This is a genomic window from Candidatus Tisiphia endosymbiont of Micropterix aruncella (assembly GCF_965178575.1).
Taxonomy (GTDB): Bacteria; Pseudomonadota; Alphaproteobacteria; order Rickettsiales; family Rickettsiaceae; genus Tisiphia.
In genome coordinates this window covers 159619-176767 of sequence record NZ_OZ238268.1, presented here as the reverse complement: position 1 = coordinate 176767, position 17149 = coordinate 159619, and the positions used below count along the sequence as shown (strand labels likewise).

11 protein-coding genes and 1 pseudogene are annotated in these 17149 nt (G+C 33.9%); 6 read left to right on the top strand and 6 right to left on the bottom strand.

Annotated features, from left to right (window positions below):
- Positions 1-67 precede the first annotated feature (67 nt).
- The 3 genes and pseudogenes from ftsZ to ACN1AG_RS00815 all read right to left on the bottom strand — a co-directional run.
- Positions 68-1040: pseudogene (gene ftsZ, locus ACN1AG_RS00825) on the bottom strand (cell division protein FtsZ); the annotation flags it as partial.
- A gap of 93 nt (positions 1041-1133) precedes the next feature.
- Positions 1134-2516: a class II fumarate hydratase gene (gene fumC / locus ACN1AG_RS00820; protein ID WP_417905129.1), complete on the bottom strand. Its 1383-nt coding sequence runs from the start codon at positions 2514-2516 to the stop codon at positions 1134-1136.
- Positions 2517-2565: 49 nt separating this feature from the next.
- Positions 2566-3255 carry a DUF2278 family protein gene (locus ACN1AG_RS00815; protein ID WP_417905128.1) on the bottom strand — a complete coding sequence of 230 codons (690 nt, stop codon included), beginning with the start codon at positions 3253-3255 and terminating at the stop codon, positions 2566-2568.
- Positions 3256-4207: 952 nt separating this feature from the next.
- Here ACN1AG_RS00815 and ACN1AG_RS00810 point away from each other — a divergent pair.
- Complete coding sequence (locus ACN1AG_RS00810; protein ID WP_417905127.1) at positions 4208-5710, top strand: peptide MFS transporter; 1503 nt, start codon at positions 4208-4210, stop codon at positions 5708-5710.
- A 310-nt stretch (positions 5711-6020) separates the two neighbouring features.
- Here the strand turns inward: ACN1AG_RS00810 and ACN1AG_RS00805 are convergent, their stop codons facing one another.
- Positions 6021-6740: an outer membrane protein gene (locus ACN1AG_RS00805; protein WP_367364638.1), complete on the bottom strand. Its 720-nt coding sequence runs from the start codon at positions 6738-6740 to the stop codon at positions 6021-6023.
- Positions 6741-7150: 410 nt separating this feature from the next.
- On the bottom strand, positions 7151-7456 hold the full coding sequence (locus tag ACN1AG_RS00800; protein WP_417905126.1) for an RNHCP domain-containing protein: 306 nt from the start codon (positions 7454-7456) through the stop codon (positions 7151-7153).
- A gap of 112 nt (positions 7457-7568) precedes the next feature.
- On the opposite strand from ACN1AG_RS00800, the gene ACN1AG_RS00795 reads away from it, so the two are divergent.
- The 5 genes from ACN1AG_RS00795 to ACN1AG_RS00775 all read left to right on the top strand — a co-directional run bounded on the left by ACN1AG_RS00795 (position 7569) and on the right by ACN1AG_RS00775 (position 12652).
- Complete coding sequence (locus ACN1AG_RS00795) at positions 7569-8810, top strand: MFS transporter (RefSeq protein ID WP_417905125.1); 1242 nt, start codon at positions 7569-7571, stop codon at positions 8808-8810.
- A 106-nt stretch (positions 8811-8916) separates the two neighbouring features.
- Complete coding sequence (gene hscB / locus ACN1AG_RS00790; RefSeq protein WP_417905124.1) at positions 8917-9417, top strand: Fe-S protein assembly co-chaperone HscB; 501 nt, start codon at positions 8917-8919, stop codon at positions 9415-9417.
- Positions 9408-11219: a Fe-S protein assembly chaperone HscA gene (gene hscA / locus ACN1AG_RS00785; RefSeq protein WP_417905123.1), complete on the top strand. Its 1812-nt coding sequence runs from the start codon at positions 9408-9410 to the stop codon at positions 11217-11219. The genes hscB and hscA overlap by 10 nt, the downstream gene beginning before the upstream one ends.
- A 16-nt stretch (positions 11220-11235) precedes the next feature.
- Positions 11236-11568, top strand: a complete 333-nt coding sequence (locus ACN1AG_RS00780) for a ferredoxin family 2Fe-2S iron-sulfur cluster binding protein (RefSeq protein WP_341751628.1) — start codon at positions 11236-11238, stop codon at positions 11566-11568.
- Positions 11569-11581: 13 nt separating this feature from the next.
- Positions 11582-12652, top strand: a complete 1071-nt coding sequence (locus ACN1AG_RS00775) for a hypothetical protein (protein ID WP_417905122.1) — start codon at positions 11582-11584, stop codon at positions 12650-12652.
- A gap of 575 nt (positions 12653-13227) precedes the next feature.
- Here ACN1AG_RS00775 and ACN1AG_RS00770 read toward each other — a convergent pair.
- Positions 13228-16965, bottom strand: coding sequence for a hypothetical protein (locus tag ACN1AG_RS00770; RefSeq protein WP_417905121.1), 3738 nt, complete (start codon positions 16963-16965; stop codon positions 13228-13230).
- Between the last annotated feature and the right edge of the window lie 184 nt (positions 16966-17149).

Below are 17149 nucleotides of genomic sequence, written 5' to 3'. Positions count from 1 at the left end.
TCCATCTGTTCAGAACTTGTAGTAGTACTTGCTATTAATTCAATAGGTTGGGATTTGCTACTTATTGAGTGATCAGCATCAATACCAGTAGCAACTACCGATACTCTAATAACACCATTTAATTCTGGATTAAACGTAGAACCGAAAATAATATTAGCATCACTATCACCCACTTCTTCTCTAATTCTATTAGCGGCACTATCAACTTCAAATAATGTCATATCCGTACCACCAGTAATGTTAATTAAAACCCCCCTAGCACCACGCATTGAGTTATGATCTAATAATGGATTAGAGATAGCTGCTTCAGCAGCTTTAACTGCCCTATCCTCGCCAGAGGATTCCCCAGTACCCATCATAGCTTTACCCATTTCGCTCATCACCGTTCTAATGTCGGCAAAATCTAGATTGATAAGCCCTGGCATGATCATCAAATCAGTAACCCCTCTAACTCCAGCATGTAATACATCATCTGCCATTTTAAAGGCATCTGCAAATGTAGTACTCTCATTTGCTATACGAAATAAATTTTGATTCGGTATTACTATCAAAGTATCAACAAATTTCTGTAAATCTAGTAAACCTTGCTCGGCAGTTCTAATCCTATGCTTTCCTTCAAAATGAAAAGGCTTAGTTACCACTCCGACAGTAAGAATTCCTAGTTCCTTGGCTATCTTTGCAACAACCGGAGAAGCACCTGTACCAGTGCCTCCACCCATCCCGGCAGTGATAAACACCATATTGCTACCCTCTAAGTATCCCTTAATCTCGTCAGCTGATTCTTCAGCGGCTAAAGCACCGATTTCTGGAGATGCACCAGCTCCAAGACCCTTAGTAATAGCAACTCCTAACTGTATTTTATTATCACATAAAGAATGTTCCAGTGATTGTGCATCAGTATTAGCAACAACAAAATTTGCTCCTTGTAATTTTGCAAGTACCATATTATTTACCGCATTACCACCAGCTCCCCCAACACCAAATACTGTAATAACTGGTTTAAGAACTATATTCTCTGGTGCTTTGAAATGTAAAGCCATAATAATATTCTACCTGTTAAATTAAATTGTTGTTAGTATAGTAAAGAATCCAAAAATTTCTACCATAAAATATACTTATGGGCATCACCCTAATTATACCATATTTTCGAGTACCACTAAGCTATCAAACTCTTCACCTGATAAAAAATTTAATTTTATAGCTGCTTCTCTTAAAGTTATGCCTTCTTGATAGGCTTTTTTTGCAATCTTTGCTGCATTATCATAGCCTATATGTGGATTTAATGCTGTTATTAACATTAGCGATTGTTCTCTGAGCTTATTAATACGTTCTATATTTGGTACTAGCCCATCAATACAGTGCGTAACAAAACTATTAATGCTAGAAGAAATTAAGTCTATTGACTGCAAAATATTATATATTATAACAGGCTTAAAGGTATTTAGCTCAAGACAACCGTTTGATCCGGCTACGGTTACTGCAAGATTATTTCCCATGACCTGAACACAAACCATAGTTAATGCTTCAATTTGTGTTGGGTTGACCTTGCCTGGCATAATTGACGAACCAGGTTCATTTTCTGGTAGGTGTAATTCACCAAAACCACATCTTGGTCCTGATCCGAGCAGTCTAATATCATTGGCAATTTTCATTAAACTCACCGCTATAGTGTTTAGGGTACTAGAGAATTCTACTAATGCGTCATGAGTAGCTAGTGCTTCAAATTTATTAGCAGCACTTTTGAACGGATAGTTAGTATATGAGGCAACTTTATCAGAAAATTTTACAGCAAATTCTTTACGGCAATTAATACCAGTACCTACTGCAGTGCCACCTTGTGCCAAGAAATATACTCTTTTTAGTGATTCTTCAACCCGTTCTATAGCATATGCCACTTGCGTTACATATCCAGAAAATTCTTGTCCAAGAGTTATTGGTGTAGCATCCTGCAGATGAGTACGCCCTATCTTAACTATTTTATTCCAAGCTTGAGCTTTGGTATTTAACGCTGAATGCAGACTTGTTAATGCTGGAATCAATTGTTGTTTACTAGCAAGTACGGTTGCTATGTGCATAGCAGTTGGGAAGGAATCGTTGGATGATTGTGCCATATTCACATGATCATTGGGGTGAATTGGTGATTTACCACCTTTTTTACCTACTAGCTGTTCATTACCAATAGAGGCGATTACTTCATTCATATTCATATTAGTCTGTGTACCAGACCCGGTCTGCCATACTACTAAAGGAAATTGATCATCAAATTCCCCATCTAATATTCTAGTGGTAGCTTGATCTATTGATTCTGCTATTTCAGGCTTAAGATCACCTAATTCCCCATTGACCTTTGCTGCACATTTTTTTAAAATTGCCAATGCCTTAATCAATTGGATAGGCATTTTTTGATTACCTATCTTGAAATTTTCAAGAGACCTTTGAGTTCCCGCACCCCAGTAAAAATGATCATCTACTTTGATTTCTCCAAATGAATCAGTTTCAATTCTATAATTTTTCATAAAAATCTTTTCCTTTTCCTACCTTCTATATTAAGCTTCTGCAAGAAGTCTATTCATCTGCCCAAGCTTTTGACTTACCTTGTTCATCAAGAGGGTTACCGGCATCATCAGTAACCAAAGATTGCTCAGTAAATCTAAAGAAGAAAGCTTTGTTTGTATTATCAGGTGTTTCTACAAATATAGCTCCATCTTGATAAATACCATTACTTTCACTTTGTGGCATCATTAAAGAAGTACCTTGGTTCATATGTATATCATGTATACCTCTAGGAGGTAGATGATTATATGTTTGTCTTAGATGTAAGCCATAAGGCATCTTTTGCATTGTTTCACTATTATAATAAGATTCACCTAAAATACACACTTTTGCACCACATATAAGATATTGGTCTAACAAAGCTGATATTTCTTGCCATGAGTTTGGTAGCATATTCTTTAAATCAGCTACTTTTAAAATTCCACTACGAAGATAATCAAGCCTAGAAGTGCGAGGTAACTTATCCAAACTAAACAATCCTTCATTTCCTAGTTTATTTAAATTAGTTAATAGCTCATTACTAAACTGATCGGTATAGTACACCTTAACGTTAGGTGTCGAATCGGACTGAGTGTCTATATTTACTTGATAGTCTAATCCATTAGCTTGTACTATAAGATTATGATGAGTCATTGTGTGTTTTATATGATCTTCTAAATCCTTTGATATGATTCCCTTTAAACACGAATAGTTTTTTAACATACTAATAGCCTTTTTATACAAAGTAGATTCGCTCATTCTACTATAGAAGCTTGTAAAGTGCTACCGTATTTTAAATTCTTTATATTTAAATTACTTGACTCTTTTTCCTACCATATTATACTTATAATATGTCATACCCTCAATATATGGCATAACATTTTTTATCTATTATAGGTTATTTTTATGTTAAAAGAATCAGATGATTTAAAAAACCCCCAATTATCAATAAGCGTTAAAAATACTAACGCAAATTCTATCTTCTTTCCTTTTGCCGCATATCCCCATCATTTTTACATGTTTTGGCGCTAATCACCTTATTTCTGTTTTTCCAAAAAGCTTTAATTCTTAATTTAACAACACATAATTTAACCGTGATTTTTTGTTTTCTCGCTTAATTTATGTGAAATTTTAAAAAATGTTATTGAAAAGTGCTGTCTTTTGACGTGCGTGCTAAAGAATCTTATTAAGTTTTAGTAAGTTCTTTGGCTTAGCATTAGAATGACCTACTTCCATATATAGTCAAACCTATTGAATTAGGTGATACAAATTTTGTGTCATACCTGCGAAAGCAGGTATCTAGATTCCCGCCTACGCGGGAATGACAATTTACGCGAATTCGGGATAAGAATTTGTCAATTCTTATCCCAAATTCGGGGGAATTATGGAAACAATCAGATTTGAGACGGCTCTGCATCTGATTGTTAAATTAATATTTTGCTAAAAACATGATTTTAAAAGATTAAAATCATGTTTTTAGCTTTGGAAAGGTTTAAAATGCATTCGCAAAACCGCTTTAAGAATGCATTTTTCCTTATATTAAAGCCAATTCGGGATAAGAATTAACTAATTCTTATCCCGAATTGGGGTAATTTACAATTGTTATGTTCTTTGTCACCTAATCCTATGGGCTTAACTATAACATTCAAATTTTAACATTATATTTAGGTGTTTTATGAGTGCAATTTTAAATGTACCAAATTCAACGAGGTTTCCCAAATTTTTAACAATGCTATTTTTTGTTGAAATGTGGGAGCGATTTAGTTACTATGGGATGAGATCTCTTTTAGTGCTTTTCTTGACTTCCCGTTTGGGCTATGAAGATGCAAAAGCTTATGCCATCTATTCATTATTTGCAGCGGTTGGTTATGCAGGTCCTGTGCTTGGCGGCTTCCTTGCTGACAAATTAACAGGATTTCGTAATATGGTACTACTTGGCGGTATCATTATCACTATTGGTCACCTGTCCTTAACTTTAGTTGAATTGGAGTCTGAGCTAATATATATAGGCCTTGCGTTAATTGCTGTAGGTACTGGTATGTTTAAAGGGAATATAACTAATTTGTTAGGTTCATGTTACAAGGAAGATGACCCAGAACGAAGTAGAGGATTTACTTTATTTTATGTAGGTGTAAATCTAGGATCATTCATGGCATCCATATTATGTAGTTATATAGCTTATTTATATGGTTGGCACTATGGTTTTGGTATAGCTGGGGGTGGTATGATCTTAGGACTTACTATTTTTATCAAATTTCAATATTTGTTAGGAGATAATGGTATTTCCCCACGACCAAAACTGATGAATAAGAAAATACTAGGGTTAAATATTTTTACTATATTAATGATAGCTAGCCTTCTTTTTGCTCTTGTAGTTGCTAGAATGCTTATATCAAGTGAGTTTTTTGCTAATATACTTGCTTTGTGCGGTATCCTAATTTTAGGTGTATTTATTTACATAATAGTAAAATCATCGCCACTCCAAAGAAAAAGATTAACAGTATTATTAATACTAATGACATTTTTTATGTGTTTTTTTGCATTAGAAATGCAACTTGGCTCGCTAGTCAACTTATTTACTCAAAGAAATGTTGTAAATGAAATATTGGGTTTAACAATTCCACCTGCTGCTTTTCAGGCAATAAACCCTCTTTCAATTATAATATTTGGTTCTCTATTAGGGACATATATGAAATTTGATAAAAAATATACCACTCCTATATTTGCTTTTGGTATTTCTACCATGGCTATATGCTTTTTTATATTATATATAGGATGTTTAAATGCAAATATAGAAGGAAAGATAGGATTCCTATATTTAGTAGGTGGTATAGCATTTATAGGACTTGGAGAACTATGTATAGGGCCATTAATACAAGAACAAGCAACTTTACTTGCACCTAAACACTTAAAAGGTTTGGTAATGGGTATAATAATGTTATTTGCAGCATTTTCTAATTTAGCAGGAATTTTAATATCGAAGTTCATGTCAATCCCTTCCATAAATGGAGAAGTAGATTGTCTAGAGTCCTTAGATATATATAAAGAAGGATTCTTAAAGATAGCAACGTTTAATTTAGGGTTAGCACTCTTGTTTTTACCTTGCTATCTGTTTGTAAATAAAGTTATAGCACAAACGAGTACAGAAAAAGTGGACAAAAAACGCCAACGTAAGTAATGGTACTTACAAAGCCAAAAACGATGTCCCTGCACCTTCGGATGTTACCCCTGCGAAAGTAGCGGGGTCTAAAAAAATAGCATGGGAGACTATTTATTTCTAGATCCCGCTACTTTCGCAGGGATGACACCCTAGGCTATTAAACCGATGTCTTGCAGCGATACTTGAGGTTAACTTACAGTTTACTATAAATTAAACTAATCAGCTAGCTTATTTTTTAAGATAACCCTACAAATAAAAAAAGAAGAGGGTTACTAAAAGCCCTCTTCTTTTGTAGAACAAAAATAATAAATCTATAAATTATTTACTATTAGATATCAAATCTTAAGCCAGCCATTAAATTGTGACCTCTGTAAGCGGTTTTAGGTAATTTTTCAGTCTCCTTCTTATCTTTATTTTTAGAATTTGTTTCTCCATAATCTCTCCAGCTATAGGCAAGCTCAACATTCACACCATCAGCCACATTAGCAGAAGCACCAACAGTCAACTGATAAGCAAAATTATTAGCAGGTTTCCTAGTGTCAGAACCTCTGTCAGTATCTTCAACCTTTCCATCAAGGGTTGTAGTATTATCATAAGTTATTTTTTCTTTTATTTGAGCCATACCAATACCTGCTCCAGCAAAGAATTTAGCAAAACCTGCATCATACAAATCTACATAACCGCTGAGCAACAATGACACCACTTGCCCTTTAGCTGTTATTTTGCTAACTTCTTGACGCTTTGAACCCAAATCTTCAGTAGTAGTATTAGTAAATTCTGGATTGATTAGGAAATCAAGTGTCAATTCTGCTCTAACATTATCCATGGCATAATAACCTGCACCAAGACCCAAAATAGCGTTAGTTTTAGCTTTAAATTTCAAGCTATCTTCTTTCTTTGTTTTAGCATTCTCCCATTTCATTTTCGTATTATTCAACTTACTCGCACCACCTTCAGCTTTAAGATAAAACTGTCCTACATCTGCAAAAGATGTAGCAGAAGTTAAAAGAGCCGTACTTGTAGCAGCGATTAAAAACAATTTTTTCATAATATTTCTCCTTAAATTATATAGACAAGAATCCCCTTATAGATTCTCAAATAATACCCGTGAAACACAAATCTCTCCAAATTCCACTTAGGCTACCTAGTTTGGTATATATAGCATACTAATTTCCTTATGCCAAACTAAAAACTATTCTGAGCATTAATCAATAGTGTTATAGAGAGACTTTGTGGCAATAAAAACACAATAGACTGATCTATAGCTAACCCGAAAATGTTTTACTCGATAATCAAGTTTTTTTCTGAAGGCTACAATTCATGACAGTTTATGTCACCCCTGCGAAGGCAGGGATCTAAAAAGTCTAACACACCCTTTCGGTCTATTTCTTTAGATCCCTGCGTAGGCAGGGATGACATCAATTCTATCACCATTACTATGCCCTAAACCTTTTCGTGTTAGCTATAACTGAAAACATTTAGCAAATTCTCTACGCTATCTGTGTTCGCAAGTTTATTGTTTTTATATTCTCCACATTTAAGGCATTTATGGGTTAGAATTATGCCCTTTCTACTGTCGAGTTTATAGGAAACTGGCTGCATTAGTCCGTTACATCTAGAGGCTCTATCCCCAGGGTTAATATCCACATGCTTGCTGTAGAAACATATTGAACAGTGATTAGTATAGCCATTTCCTTGTACCGATTCACTACATATCTCACAAATAAAATCTTCTTTATTTCTGTAGAACTTTTTTGTAACCATTTTTTAACTTTTTTTGGCAATATTAACTATATGAAATTATTAAAAAAGCTGTATTACTAAATATACGTAATGTCTAGATAATTGTTTGAAAAGATGGATATCACTCCTGAATATGCTAACTAATCATACACGTTCTTATTTTATTTGTTTCTTCTTACTAGGAATAGTTGCAGGAGTAAATTTTTCTTTAGTATCATTTACTACTCATTACCAATTATCACAGGCGGGATATTCAACTGATATTATTGGTGTAATGTTTCTAACATCTATTCCATATTGCTTAAAACCAATATGGGCACCGTTTATTGATAAATATTCTATACCTGTGATATGTCAAAAATTTGGCCAACGTCGTGGATGGACACTAGTTACCCAAGCATGTTTATTAGTCAGTATTAGTGGGTTTTTAATTATAGAGCCCCCTGTTAATATAATTATTACCACAATTTTAATTTTTATTATTTCCTGTTGTGCAGCAACTCAAGATGTTGTTTTAGATGCATACCGTATAGAACGGACTAGAAAAAGAGAAGATCTCTCAATTGCCACAACTTTTAGTTCAACTGGTTTTCGTATAGGAATACTTATTAATAGTACAGGGGCGTTATATTTATCTTGCCTCTTTAATTGGTACGTTGTATATCTATGTATCTTTTTTATAACAATGGTTGCACCTATAATAACCTTATATATGCAAGAACCTGTTACAAAAAAAACTCAACACACCTCTACTGATTTAATTTCACCTGCACAATATTTTCAAGCCATTGGTGATAGCTTACTATTGTTAAAACGAAATCATCCAAACTGGATGTTCATTATGCTGTTTGTCTTTCTATATAAAGCAAGCGACTCAATTCCTATGGCAATGAGTTCTCCATTGTTTATTGACTTGTCTTTTACCTCTCAAGAAATTGCTTCTATCTCAAAAGCATATGGATTCATGCTAATGATCTCTGGAGGAGTTATTAGCGGTATTTTAACTGCAAAAATAGGAATATCTCGAAGTGTCCTAATATGTGGTAGTCTACAATTACTGTCACCCTTAATGTTTGTGTTTTTATCTATAGCAGGTCATGATATGCTTATATTTACTATAACAATTACTGTGCAGAATTTTTGTTGCGGGCTTGGTAATACAGCGATTCTTATTTATTTTTCTAGTTTATGTAGTAGCGAATTGATAGCCACCCAGTACTCAATTATATCTTCTTTTGGCTCATTCGTACGTATTATTTTATCCTTTTTATCTGGTATTTGTGCAAACTATATGGATTGGCCTCAACTTTTTTTATTTACTACGTTATTTAGCATGTTATTTGTACTAGCCTTTTCAAGGATACGTAAGATTTAATAGAGTTGATACTTTACTATGCTACCTATTTTTCTTTCTATTAAACAATTATTCTAGTATATAATCACAGAGTCATGGTTTGATAATTGATCTACTAGAAGTTATTATGAGCAGTTATTTTGAGTTATTAGGTGTAGAAAGAAAATATAATATTGACTTAAATATATTGGATCGTCAATATTTTGCTATGCAGTCAAAATATCATCCAGATAGAGCTAAAACTAATAATGTGAGGCAAGAGAATTTGGCTATCTCTATTGATATAAATAAAGCTTATTCAATTCTTAAAGATGATTTAGCCCGAGCTGAGTATCTTCTACTTTTAAACAATATAGTCTTGGATGAAATAACGGTTAGGCAAGGTATCTCAAAGGAACAATTAAATGTTGTGTGGAATGAATTAGAGCTTGTTGAAACTACTCAAGAATTAACTAAGTTAGAGCATATGCTAAATAACAAAATCCTTGAAAAGGAAAAACTTATTGAATCTCTAACTACTGCATTTCAAGATCAAAATATGCAAGACGCTCTTGATATTACCATAAAATTTAAATACCTTAAAAATTTAATTAATAATATTCAACTAAAAATCAAATCATGCAAATAATAGAAATTAGCGAAGCTGGCTCTTCTAACCAGCATGAACATGATAAGGATATAGCAGTTGGTATTGATTTTGGTACAACCAACTCATTGATTGCTTTATCAAATAAACAAATAATACAAATTATCATAGATGATCATGGCCGAGAACTTATACCATCAGTTATAGCGTTTCATGGTAAAGGCTTTATTGTTGGCAATGATAATATAATTGACAATTTTCGTTCTATTAAAAGACTTTTTGGTAAAAAACTATCTGATATACGCAACAACCCTGTGTTTTTTAGTTTAGTGAAAGACTATATTGATTTAGATAGTGAAATTTTACGAATAAGGTTTGCTGGAAAATTACTGACGATTCCAGAAGTTGCCGGGCAAATCTTTTTGTACTTAAAGAAACAGGCTGCTCAAAAATTGAATTCGGAAGTCAAACAAGCTGTAATAACCGTGCCAGCACATTTTAACGATGCTGCTAGAGGAGAAGTAATGCTAGCTGCAAAAATTGCGGGGTTTAGGGTATTACGGTTAATTGCAGAACCAACAGCAGCAGCTTATGCATATGGTTTAAATAAAGAAAGTAGGGGGTGTTATTTAGTGTATGACCTAGGAGGTGGTACTTTTGATGTATCAATTCTAAATATGCAAACGGGCGTATTTCAGGTCATCGCCACTGGTGGAGATAATATTTTAGGTGGTGATGATATTGACCACTTAGTGATGAGGTATTTTTGTGATCAATATAAATTACTAGAATCTAGCGAATTAATAAAATTAGCAAAAAAAGCTAAAGAAATACTTAGTGGTCAAAATAAATTTGCTATGATATACGAGGAGGCGACGATATTGGAGTTAGATCTAGAAAATTTTGAGCAGTTAATATTACCATTGGTAGAACGTACAATATCTATTACTAAAGATACGCTAGAGCATGCAGGCAACCCTAATATTTCAGGTATCATCCTTGTTGGTGGTTCAACTCGCATACCCTTAATTAATAGAAGTTTAGCACAAACGTTTAATACTATTATTTTCTCGGATATTAACCCAGATAAGGCGGTAGTATGGGGAGCAGCCCTGCAGGCAGAGAACCTAACTTCGGCAAATGTTAATTCCTTATTAATCGATGTAGTTCCTTTGTCACTCGGTATCGAATTAAATGGTGGTATTACTGAAAAAATCATTCTTCGTAATAGCCCCATACCGATATCAAGTACTAAGGAGTTCACCACTTATGTAGATAACCAAACTTCTATGAAGCTACATGTGGTACAGGGAGAGAGAGAAATGGTAGAAGATTGTAGATCACTGGCAAAATTTGAACTAAAATTACCAATAATGAAAGCAGGAGGAGTAAGAGCAGAAGTAACATTTTCTATTGATGCAGATGGTATCTTGTCAGTGTCAGCTCTAGAAAAAAATAGTGGTATATCACATGATGTTGAAGTAAAACCAAGTTATGGTTTAAACGAAAGTGAAATTACCGAAATTCTAGAAAATGCTTATCAAAATGCTGCTAGTGATCATAATAAGAAATTATTGCAAGAAACAATTATTCATACAAAATCTTTGATTTATAATATAGAAAATGCTATTAGAGAAACGCCAAATATTTTAGAAAAGAATGAAATAGAAAAAATTGAAATGGCAATTAAAACTTTGAAAGAAGCAATAGATTCAAATGATCGTGATTACATTATAGAATGTAGCAAAACTTTTGAGACTATAACAGAGCATTTCTTTTATGAAAGATTAAATAGTGCTACTTTGGGCTTACTGAAAGGTAAGCATATTGATAAAATAAGATAAGAGGTAATGATAATTAATGCCTAAAGTAATTTTTATTATAGATAAAGATGGTACGGAAAAAATAGTGGATGCTCCTCTTGGATTGTCTATTTTGGAAATTGCTCATCAAAACGACATTGATCTTGAAGGTGCATGCGAAGGATCACTAGCATGTGCCACTTGCCATGTTATTGTAGATGAGGAATTTTACCACAAATTAAAAAATCCTTCTGAAGCAGAAGAAGATATGCTTGACTTAGCGTTTGGTCTTACCCATACTTCAAGACTTGGTTGTCAGATTATTGTTAGTGAAGAACTTGACGGTATAAGGGTTCGCTTGCCATCTGCTACCCGTAATATTAACTTATAATTGAGTATATAGAGTGATACGTAAAATTTTGTTTTTTATTTGTTTAGTTTACACCATAATATGGTTTGGCATTGCTTATACTATCAAAAGCAATATAGTAAATACTATAAAGAATTCAGAGACAGATAATACTAAAATATCTTATAGCCAAATCAAAGTTTCTGGCTTTCCTATTCGCTTTCAAATTCGTTTAGTCGAGCCAAAAATAAAATTTATCGATCATGTTAATTCCAAAGAGATATCTACTGAGGAAATGACATTTTTGTTTGATTTTAGTTTTAAAAAGGCTAGATTGATTTTAGGAGGACAAGGGATAAAACAACAAGAGAATTTTGATGGTAAATTAATAGAGTATAGTGTTCAGTCCAAGGAACATATTACAGCACTAATTAAATTTAATAAACCTATATATAAATTATCCCATGGAGATAGTTTAAAATCTATCGTAAAGTTTCTGCAAGTTAACAATAAATTATTATCCTTCATTCAGGAAGATAAGGAAATTTTTAATATTGCTGATTTAGTTTTCCTAATCAATAAGGAAAAATCTCAGGACGGTGAAAATATAGCTCTACAATTACGTTTGTTGTACTCTGCGGGGGAAGATTTTTTTAATTTCAAAACAGCACAGCTTGATTTAGCCACACTGATCAATATTGCTACTAACCAAGGTAAAGATACAAATTCTATCAGAAATTTAAATATCGATCGTTTAGTTTTTTCTTGTGATGATAATGCCCAAGTAGATTTGGTAGGGTTCTTACAATTTTTTGATAGTAAGTTACCAAAAGGTAAATTATCTTTTGAATTGACTAATTACCATGATATCGTCGATAAATTGATTCCTAACAATTTGTTATTACCTAAAAAAATGGTCAAAACTATCATTGAGAAAGCTGTTGATTCTTCTTTATTTGGAGTAGTTAAGACAGATGATAATGAATTAGCAACTTATGAAAAGGTGAAATTTGATATTGAATTTTCTGATAATGGTATACATATAGGTTCAATTAATTTGCTTGATTTTAAACTAGAGGATAGTAAAGTAGATGAGCCTATAGAAGAGAGCAGCACTGAAAGTTAACATTAGTTCGATATGACTTACCCCAATTCGGGATAAGAATTTGCCAATTCTTATCCCGAATTCGCGTAATATGACTGGTACTTTTTCAACTAGTTTTTTTATTAATCGGTGATATTTGCATAGTAGAAACCCAAATTACGTTAATTCGGGATAAGGATTAGTCAAAATAGCAGACATATATACACTACGAAGAGCAATTAATGTATGAATTCACAGAAATGCAATTTATACATATCCAAAATCTTGTATTAGTTATAGCTAAAGCATTTTTACTAATCCTTATCCCGAATTGACGTAAATTTATAAAATAAATTTATACTAGCAAAAAAATTTAATAGTGTTATGCAGTTTTGCTGCAAGTATACAATTAACCTCGAGTATCGATGTAAGAATAATTATTATTCTCTGCACGCTCGATGTCCCTGCGAAGGCAGGGATCTAAAAATGTTTAAGCACTTAATCCTTGCTACTTCTTTTTAGACCCCTGCTTTTACGCAGGGGTGACATAAAAGGAGAGGCATGACAACCCTAGGCTATTAAACCAATGTCTTACATCGAATTGAGGTTAAATTACCCTAGTGTGAGACATCCATGTTGTTAACGTTACCTGTGAAAGGTGTATCTTCATGATTGTCTAAATGACTGTCTAGGTTTACTCCTACTAATGCAAATGCTTCATTGCCCAAATGGCTTACTCCACTACAAAACTTCTTGATAACAGCTCTAGCACCAACTATAGCAATTCCAATTATAGCAGCTCCACCTATAGTAGCTCCAACAGCAATGCCGGAGATTTCTGCTATTGACATTGTGCTACTAGCAGGATCATTAGGATTTGATTCCTTAGTAGTAGCCTCTTCCTTAAAAATAGTTTCTTCAGGAGTAGTTGAATCTTCAGTGGAGGAAGCAATAGACTCTATCGTAGTAGTACTAGACCCATCCGTAATAGAAGCATTAGACTTCACGGTAGTAGGAGTAGGTTCTTCCTTAAGAATAGTAGTTTCTTGAGAAGTAGACCCTACTGTAACAGAATCAGTAGTAGGATTTCCAGCAAAGGAAGCAATAGATCCTATCGTAGTAGAAGTAGTAAGCTCTTTCTTAAAAATAGTAGTTTCCTCAGGAGTAGTCGGATCTTCAGTGGAGGAAGCAATAGACTCTGTCATAGTAGTACTAGACCCATCCGTAGTAGGAACAGTAGACTTTACGGTAGTAGGAGTAATAATCTCTTGCCCAGTAGTAGTCGGATATTCAGTGGAGGAAGCAATAGACTCTGTCGTAGTAGTACTAAACTCCTTCGTAGTAGGAACAGTAGACTTTACGATAGTGGAAGTAATAATCTCTTTAGTAGTAGTCGGATCTTCAGTGGAGAAAGCAATAGACTCTGTCATAGTAGTACTAGACCCATCCGTAGTAGAAACAGTAGACTGCACGGTAATAGGAGTACTAGCCCCTTCCTTAGTAGTAGTTGAATCTTCAGTGGAGAAAGCAATAGACTCTGTTATAGTAGTACTAGACCCATCCGTAGTAGGAACAGTAGACTTTACGGTAGTAGGAGTAATAATCTCTTGCCCAGTAGTAGTCGGATCTTCAGTGGAGGAAGCAATAGACTCTGTCGTAGTAGTACTAGATTCCTTCGTAGTAGGAACAGTAGACTTTACGATAGTGGAAGTAATAATCTCTTTAGTAGTAGTTGGATCTTCAGTGGAGAAAGCAATAGACTCTGTCGTAGTACTACTAGACCCATCCGTAGTAGGAACAGTAGACTTTACGATAGTGGAAGTAATAATCTCTTTAGTAGTAGTCGGATCTTCAGTGGAGGAAGCAATAGACTTTGTCGTAGTAGTACTAGACCCATCCGTAGTAGAAACAGTAGACTTTACGATAGTAGGAGTAATAATCTCTTTAGTAGTAGTCGAATCTTCAGTGGAGAAAGCAATAGACTCTGTCATAGTAGTACTAGACCCATCCGTAGTAGGAACAGTAGACTTTACGGTAGTAGGAGTAGGTTCTTCCTTAAGAATAGTAGTTTCTTGAGGAGTAGACCCTACTGTGACAGAATCAGTAGTAGTATAACTTATCGTAAGAGTAGAATCAGCAACTACATCAGCATCCATAGTCATCAATGATTCCTCAGTAGTAGACTCCGCTGTAGTAGAAGTACTAGGCTTGTCCTCAAAAGTAGTAGACTTTACCGTACTAGTACTAGACCCCTCCGGAATAGAAGTAGTAAGATCTTCCTCAGTAACAGTAGGATCTTCAGTAGGGGAAGAAGTAGGCTCATTAGTAGTATGAATATCACGCTTCTCTCGCTTGCCATGGGATATATCTTTGGAAGACTCTTTCTCAGTAGTACTAGACTTCAAATTATAAGTATTGGAGTCAATATCAATATCTTCTATTTGGTCATTAATTTCGTCTGAATAAGTGTCTTCATCTCTATTGTGTTCTAGTACCTTGGAGATTTTTTGTAATGTCTCAGGTTCTATATCTTTGTTGCCCGTTAGGTCTACTTCAATAATCTGAGTATCTGTAAGTTCTGGTATAAGATCTTCTGCCCCTTTGTTGCTTATATTGTTATGTGCTAAATTTAATACCTTAACCTTAGTATCACCTTCTTTAAGTGATTTTATAAGATCTATTGCCCCTTCATCGGTTATACTGTTATATGCTAGACTTAATTCTTCAACATTAGTACCTTTGAGATTTTTTCCAATCTCTTGTGCTTTACTCCCAACACCCCATACATTCCATAGATGTAATTTAGTAATATTACTATTTTCTTCGAGTTTTTGTTTGAGAGTTTTTGTATTTAGAGAAACATGACCGAAAATTAACTCATTATCATTTATTATTATACTATAACCAGTACCTGCTGAACGTTTTACCATAGATGGGTCATCATTTAATTGTGATTGTTCATGCTCATCAGATACTTTTTGTTCTTTAGCTAGTTTTATTTCACTATGTTTTGTAGTATCTTTTGATTTGTCATGGTTTTGGCTAGTTGGAGTAGTTGCAGAAGTAGTAAGATCTTTCTCAGTAACAGTAGTATCTTCAGTAGGGGAAGAAGTAGGCTCATTAGTAGTATGAATATCACGCTTTTCTTGCTTGCCAGTATGGGGTATATCTTTGGAAAACTCTTCCTCAGTAGTACTAGACTTCAACTTATAAGTATTGGAGTCAATATCAATAATTTTTATTTGGTCATTAATTGCGTCTGAATAAGTGTCTTCACCTCTATGGTGTGCTAGTACCTTTGAGATTTCTTTTACTGTCTCAAATTTTATATACTCATCATCGTTGTCACCTAGGCTCAAGTTAATTATTTCAGGATGTTTTCTAAGCCATAATATAAGTTTTCTTGCTCCTTCGTCTGTTATATGATTATCTTTTAGACTCAATTCAGTAAGATTTGTTTTTTTATCTCCAAGTCCTTTTGCAAGAGCTAGTGATCCTTCGTCTCCCATGTTACTGTTCGTTATATATAATTGAGTAACATCAGTACCTAATATCACTCTTCCAAGAGCCTCTGCTCCTTCGGCAGTTATATTGTTATATCCTAGATTTAATGCTTTAACATTTCTAAGATTTTTTCCAATCTCTTCTGCTTCCTTGCGTCCAATAACACTGCCCCATATAAGTACTTGATAAAAGCCATTGATATCGTGTTTATAAGCTAGTATATTTTTGAATTTGGAATTTAAATTACTCTCTAGCTCTAGTGTGTAATCATCCCGTAATTGTGGTTGTTTATATTGATCAAATACTTTTTGTTCTTTAGCCAGTTTTATTTTACTATGTTTTGTAGAGCCTTTTGATTTGTCATGGTTTTGGCTAGTTGAAGTAGTTGCAGAAATAGTATCAAAAAAAACAGGGGGCTTACTCTCTGTGGAATTTTTTACCGTACTTGATAAGTCATTTTGATTACCTGGCGGGAGACCCTTCCTAGGCGGAGCGGTAGTCTCAGGATGAATCATAGGTAAGAAACTAAGAACAGCCAATAAGCCTTGTGCAGAAAGAGTATGAGGCTTACTTCCGTCAATAAACCTAACACCTTCTTTCTGCTTTAAAGGATTGGTCTCACCATTTAGGATAGAACCAGTTTCTAGTATATTATTATACAGGTCTAGCGTATCATCTTGTTTGTTACCACCATTATTCAACTTTTTACTGAATAGAGTCTCATCTTGTTGCTTGCTCCCATTATTCAACTTTTTACTGAATAAGTGTGCTTCACGATCTTGTTTACTCAGAAACTGTCCCTGAGTCTTCCGATGCTGATTAGCCCAATCTCCATTATTAATACGTCCCATATTTTTTCTCTCCAGTTATATTACAGATTATTGAAAATTTATTTACTATAGGGTACTATTAGAATAATATTTGTTAAGCAATGTCAAGCGAATAATAAGAATATCTTAATATTTAGCAACTTTTTTGTAAAATAACTTAATCTGTATAGCATTAATGTAACCTGAATCAGGGGTAACATCAACC

Coding starts and splice junctions, on each gene's coding strand:
- fumC (WP_417905129.1), bottom strand. CDS start 2,516: ATGAAAAATTATAGAATTGAAACTGATTCATTTGGAGAAATCAAAGTA.
- ACN1AG_RS00815 (WP_417905128.1), bottom strand. CDS start 3,255: ATGTTAAAAAACTATTCGTGTTTAAAGGGAATCATATCAAAGGATTTA.
- ACN1AG_RS00810 (WP_417905127.1), top strand. CDS start 4,208: ATGAGTGCAATTTTAAATGTACCAAATTCAACGAGGTTTCCCAAATTT.
- ACN1AG_RS00805 (WP_367364638.1), bottom strand. CDS start 6,740: ATGAAAAAATTGTTTTTAATCGCTGCTACAAGTACGGCTCTTTTAACT.
- ACN1AG_RS00800 (WP_417905126.1), bottom strand. CDS start 7,456: ATGGTTACAAAAAAGTTCTACAGAAATAAAGAAGATTTTATTTGTGAG.
- ACN1AG_RS00795 (WP_417905125.1), top strand. CDS start 7,569: ATGCTAACTAATCATACACGTTCTTATTTTATTTGTTTCTTCTTACTA.
- hscB (WP_417905124.1), top strand. CDS start 8,917: ATGAGCAGTTATTTTGAGTTATTAGGTGTAGAAAGAAAATATAATATT.
- hscA (WP_417905123.1), top strand. CDS start 9,408: ATGCAAATAATAGAAATTAGCGAAGCTGGCTCTTCTAACCAGCATGAA.
- ACN1AG_RS00780 (WP_341751628.1), top strand. CDS start 11,236: ATGCCTAAAGTAATTTTTATTATAGATAAAGATGGTACGGAAAAAATA.
- ACN1AG_RS00770 (WP_417905121.1), bottom strand. CDS start 16,965: ATGGGACGTATTAATAATGGAGATTGGGCTAATCAGCATCGGAAGACT.